The following is a 13947-nucleotide window of genomic DNA, read 5'->3' on the forward strand; positions in this document are numbered from 1 at the left end:
GGACTACAGCGTACGTTCCACGAGCTCGCAGATGAGGTGCAGGATTACCTGGTGGGCTTCCTGCACACGCTGCGGGTTCCGATCGGGCACGTTGACGTGCACGTCGGCGAGCCTCCCGCTCTCTCCACCGTCCCGACCGGTCAACGCGATCGTGATGAGCGATCGATCCAGGGCCCACCGCAGGCCCTCGTTCACGTTGGGCGACGCGCCGCTCGTCGTGAGCGCGATCGCGACGTCGCCAGCGGCGCCGAAGGCTTCGATCTGCCGGGCGAACACTGCCGCGAAACCGAAGTCGTTCGACACGGCCGACACGATGGCCGGATCCGAGACGAGCGCCAGCGCTGGAAGCGCCCGGCGCTCCACGCCGGCACCGAACCGTCCGACCAGCTCGGCCGCGAAGTGCTGCGCATCGGCCGCGCTGCCGCCATTGCCGAACACCAGCACCTTCCGCCCCTCCACGAGCGCGGTCCGGACGATCTCCGCCGCGCGCACGATGAGCTCGCCGCGCTCCGCGCCGACGCGCTGGTGCAGCGCCGCCACGTCCTCACACGTGCGACGGACGAGCTCGAGGTCAGTCAGCACGCGGAGGCCTGACGTTGGTCGCCTGCCGGGTCGCTCGCTCACGGTCCGCGCGCATGTTCTCGGCGAACTCCTCCGCGGTGAGCTGAAGGGGCGACCAGCGCTCCGCGTCCTTGCGGATCTGCACCGGGTAGTCCTTGCGCAGCGGATGGCCCTCCCAGCCGTCGGGCGTCAGGATCCGGCGAAGATCCGGGTGGCCGTCGAAGGCGATGCCGAACAGATCGAACACCTCGCGCTCCGGCCAGCCCGCGGCAGGATACACGCTCGTGGCGCTCGCGATCCGCGGATCCTCGGCCGCCACACGCACCTTGACGCGCAGGCGCCGCGCCGGGGCGGGCTGCCCGGTGGCGTACGCGGCGCCGAGGCACGCCAGCAAGTAGACCACCTCGAAGCGCGGCGTCGCCGGATGATAGTCGGCAGCGGTCACGTCGGCGAAGAACGCGAACTGCAGCGCCGGATGATCGCGGAGCGTCTGCAGGACGCGCAGCACGTCGTCTCGCTCGACGAGAATGGCCGGCATCCCGTCCGGGCCCGTCGCATCGGCCAGCGCGCTGCCCGGCAGCGCCCCCTGCAAAACGTGAAGGACGTCGTCGGCTCCCATGGTCAGGCGCTCATCCGCTGCTGGTCGATCTTCCGCTGGAGCTGGACGATGCCGTAGATGAGCGACTCGGGGCGCGGTGGGCACCCGGGCACGAACACGTCGATGGGCACGACCTGGTCGACGCCCTGGACGATCGCGTAGTTGTCGAACACGCCGCCGCAGCTCGCGCACGCGCCCATCGAGATCACCCACTTGGGTTCGGGCATCTGGTCGTAGATGCGCCGCAGGACGGGCGCCATCTTGCGCGACAGCCGCCCGGCCACGATCATCAGGTCCGACTGGCGCGGCGACCCCCGGAACACCTCGGCGCCGAAGCGGGCGATGTCGTAGCGGCCGCAGCTCATGGCCATCATCTCGATGGCGCAGCACGCGAGGCCGAACGTGACCGGCCAGATGGCCGACCGCCGCGCCCACTGCACCATCTTCTCGACCGAGGTCGTCAGGACTGGGATTTCGAGTTGAGGCATCGCTTCACCGTTCGGCTATCGCGTCCGCTCGCGGCTCCAGTCGAAGGCGCCCTTCCGCCAGACGTAGACGTAGCCGGTGAGCAGCAGCCCGAAGAACGTCACGATCTGCCAGTAGCCGACCACGCCGAGGTCCCGGAAGGCGATGGCCCACGGGTAGAGGAAGGCCACCTCGATGTCGAACAGCAGGAAGATCATGGCCACGAGATAGAACTTGACCGACTGGCGCTCGCGCGCGTCGCCGACGGGCGGCATGCCGCACTCGTACGGCGCGACCTTCTCGGGCGTCGGTTTCTTCGGGCCGATGAACTGCGAGAGCAGCACGTTGCCGGCGGCGAACCCCACGCCGAAGCCGATCATGATCAGAACAGGCAGGAAGCCTTCCATCGCGGCCAGCAGTCTCCCGGGAACGTCGGACTCGAAGGCAAGAGGGCACCGCATCCCGGTGCACCACGGCGCGCTTGTTCGCGCACCGAACAATCTCGAATGCTAAGCGAACTGCCCGTGATTCTCAAGTGCCGGCGAACTCCCTTTACACTGGCACGATGCGCCTCGCGTGGTTCTCGCCGTGGCCGCCCCAGCCGAGCGGCGTCGCCGGGCGCTCCGCCGCGCTCGTCCCGGCGCTCGCCGGCCGTGGCCACGGCATCGACGTGTTCGTCGATGAGCAGCGCGTCGCCGCGGCCCGCCGCGCGTCCGACATGCCGCCTGCGGCCGGCGCCGTCCGCGTCCAGAGCGCCCACGACTTCGTCTGGCGCAACCTGCGCGACCAGTACGATCTGATCGTCTACCAGATCGGCAACTCGCGCCAGCACGCGTTCGTCTGGCCGTACCTGTTCCGCTGGCCGGGCCTGACCGTGCTGCACGACGCCCGCCTGCACCATGCGCGCGGGCACGCGTGGCTGTCGCGCCGCCGTTCGGCCGAGTACCGCGCCGAGTTTCGCCTGAGCCAGCCGGACGCGTCACCCGACGCGGCCGAGCTCGCGGTTCGCGGCTTCGACGGCGCGTACTACTACCTCTGGCCGATGACGCGCGCCGTGGCCCTGGCCTCGCGGCTCGTCGGCGTGCACACGCGCGGAGGCGCCGATGAGCTCCGGAGTGCCGTCCCCGACCGGCCCGTCGAGTACATCGCGCTGAGCTCCGGACGCCTGCAGCCGTCGACCGACGCCGAACGTCGCGCGACACGCGCGGCGCTCGGCTACGACGACAGCGCCGTGGTGTACGGCGTCTTCGGCGGCTTGACGCCCGAGAAACGTCTCCCTGAGGTGCTGCACGCCTTCCGTTGGACGCACGCCCGCCTTCCGACCACGCGTCTGCTCCTCGCCGGCGAGCCGGCGCCGGGTCTCGACGTGCCGGCGCTCACGGCCGCGCTCGGTCTCGCCGACGCCGTGACCTGGCATCCGGCGCTCGACGACGACGCCTTCGAGCGCGCGATCGGCGCCGTGGACGTGGCGATCGGTCTCCGCTGGCCGACGGCCGTGGAAACGTCCGGCCCCTGGCTGCAGGCGCTGGCCGATCGGCGCGCCACCATCACCACGGCGCTGGCGCACCTCGCGCACGTGCCGGCGTTGGACCCTCGCAGTTGGCAGCCGTGGACGGCCGGCGACCCCGACGCGCCGGTGACGGTGGCGGTCGATCTGCTGGACGAGGATCACTCGCTGCGGCTGGCCATGGCGCGGCTCGCCGCCGACCCGGCGCTGCGCGCGGCGCTCGGCGACGCCGGCCGCGCGTACTGGGAGCGCGAGCACTCGATGATCCGGATGATCGACGACTACGAGCGGGCGATCGCACGCGCCGCGGCAGCCCCGGTGCCCGACCCCGTGGCGCTGACGCCGCCTCCAGCGGCGGCGACCCGCGCGCTGCTCGCCGGGCTTGGTGACGTGTCATGCGAATTGTTCTGAACGGAGAGCCCAAGGACCTGCCGGGTCCGATGTCGATCGCCGCGTTGCTCGCGATGCTCGAGATCGACCCGCGCATCGTCGCGGTCGAGTACGACCGCGTCGTAATCAAACGCGCCCGATACGCCGAAACGATGATCCAGGAAGGCGGCGAGGTGGAGATCGTCGCGTTCGTCGGTGGCGGCGCGGCCTGCAGAACGCGCTGGTCAGGTCTGGTACACTGACGCCGCTGAGCGCACGCGCAGGCCTCCCCCTCCGGCGCCGTCCGGTCCCGTGCCTGTGCATCCTGTGTACTCGCCGCTCGTGGTGTTCGCCGTCGTGCTCGCGGCGACGGTCCTCGTCGTGCCGGCCGTGCGCCGCATGGCGCAGAGCGGCGGCCTGTTCGAGGCACCGGTCGAGGATCGCTGGCATCGCCGGCCGGTACCCAAGCTCGGCGGCGTCGCGATCGCAGCGGTCTTCCTGCCCGTCGCCTGGTACCTCACAACCTTCGGCTTCCACGACCACCAGGCTCACCTGCGCGCGCTCGTCACGACCGCCGGCGCCCTCTTCCTGGTCGGCGTCGTCGACGACGTGTGGCCGATGCGGGCGATCACGAAGCTCGCCTGGCAGACGGCGGCCGCCTCGCTGTTCGTCTGGACCACCGGCGCCGCGTCGGTGACGGGCATCGCGTGGATCGACGTCGCGCTGTCGGTGACCTGGTACGTCGGCATCACGAACGCCTTCAACCTGCTGGACAACATCGACGGGCTCGCGGCCGGCATCGCCGGCATCGCGGCGACGTTCATGGCGGTGGCGCTCGTGCTGCCGGGCGACGGATCGCTCGTGGCGCTCGCGCTCGTCACGAGCGCGCTCGCGGGCGGCGCGTTCGGGTTCCTGGTCCACAACTGGCATCCCGCCTCGATCTTCATGGGCGATGCGGGCAGCCATCTGCTCGGCTCGGTCCTCGCCGGTGCGACGCTGCTCGCCGCGACACATCTCGGCAACGGCACCAGTCCCGGCGCGGCGATGGCGATCGTGCTGCTCCTCGTGCCGTGCGCCGACACGCTGCTCGTGACGCTGACGCGCCAACTGGCGGGCCGCAGCGCGTTCGTCGGTGGACGCGACCATCTCTCCCATCGAATCGTCGCGCTCGGCATGCCGGATTCGAAGGCCGTCCTGGCGCTCTACGCGTTGGCTGCCGCGGGCGGTGGTGCCGCGATCGGGCTGCAGACGCTGTCGGCCCCGGTCGGCTGGATGCTGGTGGCGGCCTACGGGACGCTCGTCGCGGCGGGCGGCGTCTATCTGGCACACGTCGAGACCGCCGCGGGCGGTGCGGCGCCGTTGCCGGGAGAAGTCGCGACGCGCTACCGCACGTACGAGCTGCTGTTCGACGCGATCCTCATCGCGGTGGCGTACTACCTCGCGCTCGTCCTCAGATTCCGGGATCCCGACCAACTGCAGGCGTTCCTGGGCTCCTTCTCCAGCATTCTCCCGCTCGTGCTCGGGCTGCACCTCTCGGCGCTGTGGCTCGTCGGCTGCTATCGCCGGCCGCTCTCCGGCACGGGCAGCGCGGACGTCCTGACGATCGCCAAGGGCGCGGCGCTCGGGTCGGCCGCGAGCGTGATCGCCGTGCTGTACCTCACGCGCTTCGAAGGCTACTCGCGCCAGGCGTTCGCGGTGGCGGCGGTGTTGGTCGTTCTGCTGCTCGCCGGCGGGCACGCGTCGCTCAACGCGCTCGACGAGTATCTCCGGCGGCGAAAGCCGGCCGGCCCGCGCGCGCTGATCTACGGCGCCGGTCCGAGGGGCGCGCTGGCGGCGCGCGAGCTCTCGAGCAACCCGGCACTCGGCCTCGCGCCGCTCGGCTTCATCGACGACGACAGCGCGCGCCTCGGCGACCGCCCGGAGGGACTGCGCGTGCTCGGCACGATCGCCGATCTCGACGCACTCCTGGACGCCAATCGCACGGTGACGACGATCGTCGTGAGCAGCGACGATTGCCCTCCGGCGCGCTTCGCACAGCTCTGCACGATCGCCGCGCGGCACGACGTGACCGTCCGCCAACTGCGCCTGCGGCTCGACGAGATCGACACCGGCGGCGCGCGCCGCGCTCGCGGCATCGTGCGCTTCCGGTAGCGCGGGCCGGCCGTCGAGGCCCGCGCATGCGCCGCACCCGCAATAGCGGTAAGCTGACGGCATGATCGACCCTCTGGTGATTGCCGGCCGGACGTTCGCGTCGCGTCTCGTCGTCGGCACCGGCAAGTACTCGTCGCACGAGATCATGAAAGCCGCGCACGACGCGTCCGGCACCGAGATGGTGACCGTGGCGGTGCGCCGCGTCGATCTCGGCGCACGCGGTCCAGCCTCGCTGCTCGACTGGATCGACACGGAGAAGATCTTCGTGCTGCCGAACACGGCCGGGTGCTATACGGCCGAGGACGCGATTCGCACGGCGCGGCTCGGACGCGAAGCCGGCTTGTCGCACTGGGTGAAGCTCGAGGTGATCGGCGACGAGCGCACGCTGTTCCCGGACAACGAAGCGCTGCTCGCCGCCACGCGCGTCCTCGTCAAAGAAGGGTTCGTCGTGCTGCCCTACACCAACGACGATCCGATTGCCTGCCGGAAGCTCGAGGAAGCCGGCGCGGCGGCGGTGATGCCGCTCGGCGCGCCGATCGGCTCGGGTCTCGGCATCCAGAATCCGAACAACCTGCTCATCATCAAGGAGCAGGCCCGCGTGCCCGTCATCGTCGACGCGGGCGTCGGCACGGCGTCGGATGCGGCGGTCGCGATGGAGCTCGGCGCCGACGGCGTGCTGATGAACACGGCGATTGCCGGCGCCGCCGATCCGGTCATGATGGCGGCGGCGATGAGGCACGCCGTCGAGGCGGGCCGGCTCGCGTTCCTCGCCGGACGGATTCCCAGGAAGCGGTATGCGACCGCGAGCAGCCCCACGACCGGGCTCGTGACCTCGGGCCCGGCGCGCTGACGTGTCCGAGACGCTCGACGCACGCCTGGCACGTCTCGAACAGGAGCGGCAGGACGCCGACCGCCGCTACAACGACGCGCTGACCGCGCTCGATCGCGCGGTACCGCCGGACGTGACGACGCCGGCCGCGCCGACTTCCTACGACGCCTCGAAGCTGCCGGACGTCAATCGAGCGTGGGACATCCTGCCCGGCGATCCTCCGCCGTCGGACGGCTCGCTCAAAGGACGACTGCGCGGGTTCATCTGGCGCCAGATCGGGCCAACGCTCGTCGCCCAGCGGCACTTCAACGCGGTGCTCGTCGACCATCTCAATCGAAACGTCGGGGCGCACGAGGAAGCGCGGCGGACGATCGCGGATCTGACCGCCGCGTTCGCACAGCACGCGGCCGCCCAGCGCCACGCTCACGCGCTCCTCATGCAACTGCTCCAGACCGTCACCGCCTACGTGGACACGAAGGATCGCGCGATCGCCGGGGGCCAGGACGTCCTGAACGCCGGGCTGAGCGCGATCGCGGACACCTGGCTCAAGCGCTGGGAGTCGCTCTCGGCTCGCGAGGAGCGGCTGCTGCGTCGTCTCTCGGCCATCGACGATGTGCGAGAAACCGCGACGTTGGCGCAACAGACGGCGTTGTCGCTCAAGGGCGAGGTCGAGCGGCTGGTCCAGATGGGCGCGACGCGGACAACAGACGATTCGAAGGCGGAGGAGACGCCGGCGCCCGAACGCGCCGAATCGCCGGCGCTGCCGGCCGTCGATCTCGACGCGTTCAAGTACCTCGCGTTCGAGGACCGTTTTCGCGGCTCGCCGGAGGCCATCCGCGAGGGCCTCGCGGAGTACCTGCCGTTCTTCCAGGGCGCGAGCGATGTGCTCGACATCGGCTGCGGCCGCGGCGAGTTCCTCGAGCTGCTGCGCGCGCAGGGCATCACGGCGCGCGGCCTGGATCTGAACCGCGCGATGGTGGAGGCCTCGCGCGCGCGAGGGCTCGACGTCGTGCAGGCCGACGCGCTCGCGCACGTCGCATCGCTGCCGGACGCGTCGCTCGGCGGCGTCTTCGCCGCCCAGGTCGTGGAGCACCTGCCGCCCGACTACCTGGCGCGGCTGCTGGAGGCCATCGCCCGAACGCTCCGTCCCGGCGGCATCGTCGTGCTCGAGACGATCAACCCCGCGTGCTGGCTGGCGTTCTTCGAGAGCTACATCCGCGACCTGTCGCACGTGCGCCCGATTCATCCCGAAACGCTGCAGTACTTGCTGCGCGTGAGCGGCTTGCACGACGTGAGGCTGCGCTACCGATCGCCGGTCGCCGACACCCAGCGGCTCCAGGCCGTGCCGCCGCCGCCCGCCGGGACGACGCCGGTGCTGGCCGATCTCGCCGAGACGTTCAACGAGAACATGGCGCGGCTGAACGCCAGGCTCTTCACGTTTCAGGACTACGCGGCGATCGCGACGCGATAGGCTCGCGGTCGAAGTCGAACCGCTTCTCGCGTCGCTTCACCCCGATCCAGCCGGCGTCCATCACGCGCCAGAGCGACTCGGCGTCGACCACGGCCGCCGCCTGGATGGCCCGTCGATCCGCCCACGCCCTCGGGAGGCCGCGGATCGCCGCCGCCTTGCCGCGCAGCCATGGCCGAAGCAGCCCGCGCCGCGCGTACGCGACGCACCCGGCCAGCATGTACAGCCCGTGCGCGAGGGCGGACCGCAGCAGCACGGGCCGCGGCGAGTTGCGGATCCACGTCCACTCGAGGTTCCGCTGTCCGTAGAACACCGCGTCCGGACTGACGCGGCCGAGCGACGCGCTGCCGGCGTGCCGGACGATCGCATCCGACGCGTAGACGACGCGCGCGCCGGCGAGCCGTGCCCGGTACGAGAGATCGACGTCCTCGTACACCATGAAGAAGTGGGCCGCGAAGCCGCCGAGCCGCTCGAACAGCGTCCGTCGCACGAGCAACGCCGCCCCGCACGCGCCGAACACTTCGCCCGACGCGGCGGCCGACGACGACGGCCGGCCGTGATTGATCTTGTACGCGCCGCCGGCGCGCAGGTAGCCGTCGCCGGCGGAGTCGATCGTCTCGTCGTCCATGAACAGCACGCGAGACGTCACGAGGCCCACGCCGGGATCGGCCTCGGCCGGCGCGGTCAGCGCCGCGAGCCATCCGGGCGCGACCACGGTGTCGTTGTTGAGGAAGACCAGGTACTCGGCGGTTGCGCCCGCCGCGCCCTCGTTGTTGCCCTGGGCGAAGCCGACGTTCCGGCCGAGCGCGAGCACGCGCACCCAGGGGAAGCGCTCGCGCACGAGCGCAATGGAGTCGTCGGTCGAACCGTTGTCGACGAGCACGACCTCGACGGCGTCGGAACGTTCGCCGGCCAGCGCTCCGAGACAGCCGTCCAGCCATCGGCGGCCGTTCCAGTTGAGCACGACGATCCGCATCCCCACGATGCCATAATAGCGACGCCGCGACGTCTCCCCGCGGATCGGAATGGCCGAGCAACGCGCGGATCGCCTCATCGCCGACAACCGGAAAGCCGGCCACGACTACCACCTGCTCGAGACGTTCGAGGCGGGCATCGCGCTCACCGGTACGGAAGTCAAAGCCGCTCGTGAAGGGCGCGTGAACCTGCGCGACAGCTACTGCCGCCTCGATCGGGCCGAGGCCTATCTGATCGGCGCGCACATCGGGCAGTACTCGCACGGCGGCTACGCGGCGCACGACCCCGTCCGCGCGCGCAAGCTGCTGCTGCACCGCGCCGAGCTGAACAAGCTGCTGGGCAAGACGACGGAGAAGGGCCTGACGATCGTGCCGCTGCGGATGTACTTCACGAAAACGGGCCGCGTGAAGCTCGCCATCGCGCTCGCCAAGGGCAAGAACACCATCGACAAACGCGAGACGATCCGGCGCCGCGAAGCGGAGCGCGAGACGCGATCGGCGATCAAGGGGCGCCGGGCCGACTGAGTATAATGGCGCCCATGAAACGGTCCGGATGGGTGCTCATCGGCGTGCTCGTGCTCACCGCCGTCGTCGGCTGGCTGGTGCTGCGGCGTTCCTCCGAAAACGTCGTGCTCGACCTCGCCTCGAGCTTCGGCCAGGCGGTCGAGGTGCGTCCGGCGCCCGAGGCGTTCTCGGTCGCGGAGACGACGATTGCCGGCGTGGCGAAGCCCGCCATCCTGACCAAGGAGAACACGCGCGTCGCGTGGAGCGTGACGGTGCCGGATCGGGCCTGGCTCCATCTCAGCGCGGCCGTCCAGGAACCCGCCTGGACGACGGCCGGCGACGGCGTCGTCTTCCGCGTGTCGATCAACGACGACGAGCTCCTCAACGTGGTCGTCAATCCGTACGGCGACGAGTCGCAGCGCAAGTGGCAGGACTACGCGCTGGATCTGTCGGAGTTCGCCGGCGAACAGGTCCGGGTCTATCTGAAGACGAACACCAGCGTGCCGGGCAAGAACAACGCGGACGGCGATCTCGGCGCCTGGGGTGCCCCCCGCATCGTGACACGGTAGCCGGGCGCCGCCGGCAATGACGACGCCAGCCTCACGCGACAGCGCCGTCCCGCTGCTCGATCTGACGCTGCAGTACGCGCCGCTCAGGAACGAGATTCTGGCGGCGCTCGCGCGCGTCGCCGACAGCCAGCAGTTCATCCTCGGTCCCGAAGTCGAGGCGCTCGAGCGCACGCTCGCCGCGATGCTCGAGGTCGAGCACGCGATCGGCGTGTCCTCGGGCACCGACGCCATCCTCGTCGCGCTGATGGCGCTCGGCATCGGCCCCGGCAGCGAAGTCATCGTGCCGACCTACTCGTTCTTCGCGACGGCCGGCTGCGTCAGCCGCCTGGGCGCGACGCCGGTGTTCGTCGACATCGACGAGACCACCTTCAACCTCGCGCCCGACGCCGTGCGGCGCGTGATCTCCCCGAGGACGCGCGCGATCATTCCCGTCCACCTGTACGGCCTCGCCGCCGACATGGACGCGCTGATCGCGATCGCCCAGGAGGCGCGCGTGCCGATCGTCGAAGACGCCGCGCAGGCGATCGGCGCGCGGTACCGCGGCCGCATGGCGGGCAGCATCGGCCAGGCGGGCTGCTTCTCGTTCTTTCCCTCCAAGAACCTCGGGGCGTTCGGCGACGGCGGCCTGGTCACCACGCGAGACGCGCGCCTCGCGCAGGAGATCCGGCTGCTGCGCAACCACGGCGCGGAGCCGAAGTACTTCCATGCACGGATCGGCGGCAATTTCCGCCTGGACGCGTTGCAGGCCGCCGTGCTGCGCGTGAAGGCGCCCCACCTGCCAGCGTGGACCGAGGCGCGCCGGCGCAACGCCGCGCGCTACCGGCGGCTGTTCGCAGAAGCCGGCCTCGACGGCGTCGTCGAGCTACCGGTCGAACCAGCCGATTGCCTGCACGTGTACAACCAGTTCGTCATCCGGGCACCACAGCGGGACGCCTTGCGCGAGCACCTCGCGCACCGCGGCGTCGGAACCGAGATCTATTACCCGGTGCCGTTCCATCGACAGGAGTGTTTCTCGACGCTGGGCCGTGCGTCGGACGAGTTCGCCGTGGCCGATCGCGCCGCCGCCTCGTCGCTGGCGCTGCCGATCTACGGGGAGCTGACCGAGGCGCAGCAGCGCCGTGTCGTCGCGAGCGTCCGGGACTTCTTCGACCGAGCCCCGTCATGAGAGTGCTGGTGCTCGGCGCCGCCGGTCAGCTCGGAGCCGCGATGGTGCACGGCCTCGGGCGGCGCGACGAGGTCGTCGGGTTGACGCGGGCCGAGCTCGATCTGACGAGCCCGAACGTGCGGCGTGTCGTCGCAGACCTCCGTCCGGACGCGATCGTCAACTGCTCCGCGTACAACGCCGTCGATGCCGCGGAGGAGCACCCGCTGGATGCGCTCGCGACCAACGCGTTCGCGGTGCGCACGCTGGCGCGCGCGGCCGAGGACCTCGGCGCGGTGCTGGTCCACTACAGCACCGACTTCGTGTTCGACGGCGAGACGGACGTGCCGTACGACGAGACCGACGCCCCCAATCCGCGGAGCACGTACGGGTCGTCGAAGCTGCTCGGCGAGTGGTTCGCCGCGGCGGCGCCCCGGCACTACGTCTTGCGCGTCGAGAGCCTGTTCGGCGGACCGGCCGCGCGCAGCAGCGTGGACCGCATCGCAAATGGGATCAGGACCGGCACCGAAGTACGGGCGTTCTCCGATCGCGTCGTCTCGCCGAGCTACGTCGACGACGTCGTGCGGGCGACCGAAAGCCTGCTGCAGCAGGCATCCCCGTACGGCTTGTACCACTGCGTGAACACGGGGTGGACGACGTGGCTCGATCTGGCGCGCGAAGCCGCCGTCCAGCTCGGCCGCCCGGAGGCGGCGATCGTGCCGATACGAATGGCCGAGGCCGGGCTCGCCGCCGGCCGCCCGAGATTCGCCGCGCTGTCGAACGCCAAGCTGGCTGGCGTCGGCATCGTGATGCCGACCTGGCAGGATGCGCTCGGGCGGTACCTCCGCGGCGGCGCATAGGCCGCGCGCCGCGACGTTCTACTGCGACGAGGGGAGCCCGCGCCGGCGCAGGCGCGCGCGGAACTCGCCCCACATCACCATCGCCGGTCCCACGATCGGCAGCAAGAGGCGACTGCCGCGCCCGCCGTGCTTCCACAGCAGGCGTACGGCGCTGCGATGGAATGCGCGGATGGCCGGCGCCGGATCGGCGGCCGCCGACCGGCCGCCCACGTGGCGCACGCTCACCGTCGGCAGGTACACACAGCGCCAGCCAGCGTCCGTCGCGCGGCGGCAGTAGTCGGCATCCTCCCAGTACAGGAAGAACTCCTCGTCCAGGCCGCCGAGCTGCTCGAAGACGTCCCGCCGCGTCATCAAGCAGGCTCCCGCCAGCCAGTCGACGTCCATCGCCGCCGTCGCCTCGCGCGCCGGCAGATTGCGCCGCGACAACCAGTTGTTCGGGTATCGCCGGGTGAGCCACGTCGAGCGCCCCGCGATGGCGGCCGTCGGACCGGGAAAGCGTCTGGCCGATGCGTCCACGCGTCCGTCCGGATCCAGCACGCGCGGGCCGACGACCGCCGTGTCGGGATGCTCGCACAGCCATGCCTCGAGCCCGTCGAGCACCGGGCCGGCGAGCTCCGTGTCGGGATTGAGCCAGAGCAGATGGGGGGACCGGCTCGCGCGCGCGGCGCGGTTCACGCCGGCGGCGAATCCTGGGTTCGCACTGGACGGGAGGAACGTCACCGCGGGATGCCTGGACTGCAGAGCCGCGAGCTCGACCGGATCGCTCGCGTGATCGACGAGCACCACTTCGTCGTCCGGACGCAGGAACGATCGCAGCGAGGTCAACGCGCGATCGACGTGGCGGTACACGCGGTAGTTGACGATCAGGATCGCGACCGGCACCGCCACGATTCTACGCTGTCGGGCCCGCGTGCTATCGTGGTCGGCCGGTATGGCGAAACGCGCGCTAATCACGGGTATCACGGGACAGGACGGGTCCTATCTGTCGGAACTGCTGCTCGAGCAGGGCTACGAGGTCACCGGCATGACCAGGCGCCTGTCGAGCTCGAACTACTGGCGTATCGCGCACGTGCTCGACCGCATCACGCTCATCCCCGGGGACCTGCTCGACCAGCTCTCGCTCATCCGCGCGCTCGAGCGCGTGAGGCCGCACGAGGTCTACAACCTCGCGGCGATGTCGTTCGTGCCCGCCTCCTGGGAACAGCCGATGCTCACGGGCGAGTTCAACTCCCAGGGCGTGACCCGCGTGCTCGAGGCGGTCCGCGTCGTCGACCCGTCGATCCGGATCTATCAGGCCTCGTCGTCGGAGATGTTCGGCAAGGTCCGCGAGGTGCCGCAGCGGGAGACCACGCCGTTCTATCCGCGCAGTCCGTACGGCGTCTCGAAGGTCTTCGCGCACTACATCACGGTGAACTACCGCGAGAGCTACGACCTGTTCGCGGTCTCGGGCATCCTCTTCAACCACGAGTCGCCGCGCCGCGGCCTGGAGTTCGTCACGCGGAAGGTGACGGACGGCGTGGCGCGGATCAAGCTGGGGCTCGCCACCGAGCTGCGGCTGGGCAACCTCGAGGCCCAGCGCGACTGGGGATTCGCCGGCGACTACGTCCGGGCGATGTGGATGATGCTCCAGCAGCCGACGCCGGACGATTACGTCATCGCCACCGGCGAGAGCCACTCGGTGCAGGATCTGGTGCAGACCGCGTTCGATCACGTCGGCCTCGACTGGCGCGCGCACGTCGTCCAGGATCCGGCGTTTCTGCGGCCGGCGGAAGTCGACCATCTCATCGGCGACTCCACGAAGGCTCGCCGGGAGCTCGGCTGGACGCCCTCCGTCTCGTTCGAGGAGCTGATCCGCATGATGGTCGACGCCGATCTCGCCCGGCTCCAGGCCGACCGCGGCCAAGGTTGACTCGTCGGCCGCGGCGTGAGGCGCCGCGCGGGCGGTCCCGAC

General features: G+C 70.7%; 16 protein-coding genes. 10 read left to right on the forward strand and 6 right to left on the reverse strand.

What is annotated here, in order from left to right; translation table 11 throughout:
* Positions 1 to 3: 3 nt before the first annotated feature.
* The 4 genes from IT184_08185 to ndhC are packed head-to-tail and all read right to left on the reverse strand — an operon-like array spanning position 4 to position 2031.
* Entirely contained in the window at positions 4 to 579 is a 576-nt protein-coding gene (locus IT184_08185) for an SIS domain-containing protein (protein MCC7008780.1), read from the reverse strand.
* The gene (locus IT184_08190) at positions 572 to 1180 is read right to left on the reverse strand and encodes an NADH-quinone oxidoreductase subunit C (GenBank protein MCC7008781.1); all 609 of its coding nucleotides are present in this window, start codon (positions 1178 to 1180) and stop codon (positions 572 to 574) included. Before IT184_08190 ends, IT184_08185 begins: the two co-directional genes overlap by 8 nt.
* A 2-nt stretch (positions 1181 to 1182) precedes the next feature.
* Positions 1183 to 1647, reverse strand: coding sequence for an NADH-quinone oxidoreductase subunit B (locus IT184_08195; protein ID MCC7008782.1), 465 nt, complete (start codon positions 1645 to 1647; stop codon positions 1183 to 1185).
* Positions 1648 to 1662: 15 nt separating this feature from the next.
* Positions 1663 to 2031, reverse strand: a complete 369-nt coding sequence (ndhC, locus tag IT184_08200) for an NADH-quinone oxidoreductase subunit A (GenBank protein ID MCC7008783.1) — start codon at positions 2029 to 2031, stop codon at positions 1663 to 1665.
* Between the two features lie 158 nt (positions 2032 to 2189).
* Between ndhC and IT184_08205 the strand changes: the two genes are divergently transcribed.
* From IT184_08205 to IT184_08225, 5 genes are all read left to right on the forward strand, one after another.
* Positions 2190 to 3542, forward strand: a complete 1353-nt coding sequence (locus tag IT184_08205; protein MCC7008784.1) for a glycosyltransferase family 4 protein — start codon at positions 2190 to 2192, stop codon at positions 3540 to 3542.
* Positions 3527 to 3763: a sulfur carrier protein ThiS gene (gene thiS, locus IT184_08210; protein ID MCC7008785.1), complete on the forward strand. Its 237-nt coding sequence runs from the start codon at positions 3527 to 3529 to the stop codon at positions 3761 to 3763. Before IT184_08205 ends, thiS begins: the two co-directional genes overlap by 16 nt.
* 49 nt (positions 3764 to 3812) lie before the next feature.
* Positions 3813 to 5651 carry a hypothetical protein gene (locus tag IT184_08215; protein ID MCC7008786.1) on the forward strand — a complete coding sequence of 613 codons (1839 nt, stop codon included), beginning with the start codon at positions 3813 to 3815 and terminating at the stop codon, positions 5649 to 5651.
* Between the two features lie 61 nt (positions 5652 to 5712).
* On the forward strand, positions 5713 to 6501 hold the full coding sequence (locus tag IT184_08220; GenBank protein ID MCC7008787.1) for a thiazole synthase: 789 nt from the start codon (positions 5713 to 5715) through the stop codon (positions 6499 to 6501).
* 1 nt (position 6502) lies between these two features.
* Positions 6503 to 7951 carry a methyltransferase domain-containing protein gene (locus tag IT184_08225; GenBank protein ID MCC7008788.1) on the forward strand — a complete coding sequence of 483 codons (1449 nt, stop codon included), beginning with the start codon at positions 6503 to 6505 and terminating at the stop codon, positions 7949 to 7951.
* Here IT184_08225 and IT184_08230 read toward each other — a convergent pair.
* Complete coding sequence (locus tag IT184_08230; GenBank protein ID MCC7008789.1) at positions 7914 to 8930, reverse strand: glycosyltransferase family 2 protein; 1017 nt, start codon at positions 8928 to 8930, stop codon at positions 7914 to 7916. The genes IT184_08225 and IT184_08230 overlap by 38 nt on opposite strands.
* 43 nt (positions 8931 to 8973) lie before the next feature.
* Here IT184_08230 and smpB point away from each other — a divergent pair, with 43 nt between their 5' ends.
* The 4 genes from smpB to rfbD are packed head-to-tail and all read left to right on the forward strand — an operon-like array spanning position 8974 to position 11996.
* Complete coding sequence (gene smpB, locus IT184_08235; GenBank protein ID MCC7008790.1) at positions 8974 to 9447, forward strand: SsrA-binding protein SmpB; 474 nt, start codon at positions 8974 to 8976, stop codon at positions 9445 to 9447.
* Between the two features lie 14 nt (positions 9448 to 9461).
* Positions 9462 to 9995 (forward strand): hypothetical protein, encoded by a 534-nt coding sequence (locus tag IT184_08240; GenBank protein MCC7008791.1) that lies wholly within the window; start codon positions 9462 to 9464, stop codon positions 9993 to 9995.
* Positions 9996 to 10011: 16 nt separating this feature from the next.
* Positions 10012 to 11160: a DegT/DnrJ/EryC1/StrS family aminotransferase gene (locus tag IT184_08245; protein MCC7008792.1), complete on the forward strand. Its 1149-nt coding sequence runs from the start codon at positions 10012 to 10014 to the stop codon at positions 11158 to 11160.
* On the forward strand, positions 11157 to 11996 hold the full coding sequence (gene rfbD, locus IT184_08250; protein ID MCC7008793.1) for a dTDP-4-dehydrorhamnose reductase: 840 nt from the start codon (positions 11157 to 11159) through the stop codon (positions 11994 to 11996). The genes IT184_08245 and rfbD overlap by 4 nt, the downstream gene beginning before the upstream one ends.
* 18 nt (positions 11997 to 12014) lie before the next feature.
* Here the strand turns inward: rfbD and IT184_08255 are convergent, their stop codons facing one another.
* Positions 12015 to 12884, reverse strand: a complete 870-nt coding sequence (locus IT184_08255; GenBank protein ID MCC7008794.1) for a glycosyltransferase family 2 protein — start codon at positions 12882 to 12884, stop codon at positions 12015 to 12017.
* Positions 12885 to 12927: 43 nt separating this feature from the next.
* Here IT184_08255 and gmd point away from each other — a divergent pair, with 43 nt between their 5' ends.
* Complete coding sequence (gene gmd, locus IT184_08260; GenBank protein ID MCC7008795.1) at positions 12928 to 13905, forward strand: GDP-mannose 4,6-dehydratase; 978 nt, start codon at positions 12928 to 12930, stop codon at positions 13903 to 13905.
* Positions 13906 to 13947 lie beyond the last annotated feature (42 nt).

This window comes from Acidobacteriota bacterium, assembly GCA_020853395.1.
Classification (GTDB): Bacteria; Acidobacteriota; Vicinamibacteria; order Vicinamibacterales; family SCN-69-37; genus JADYYY01.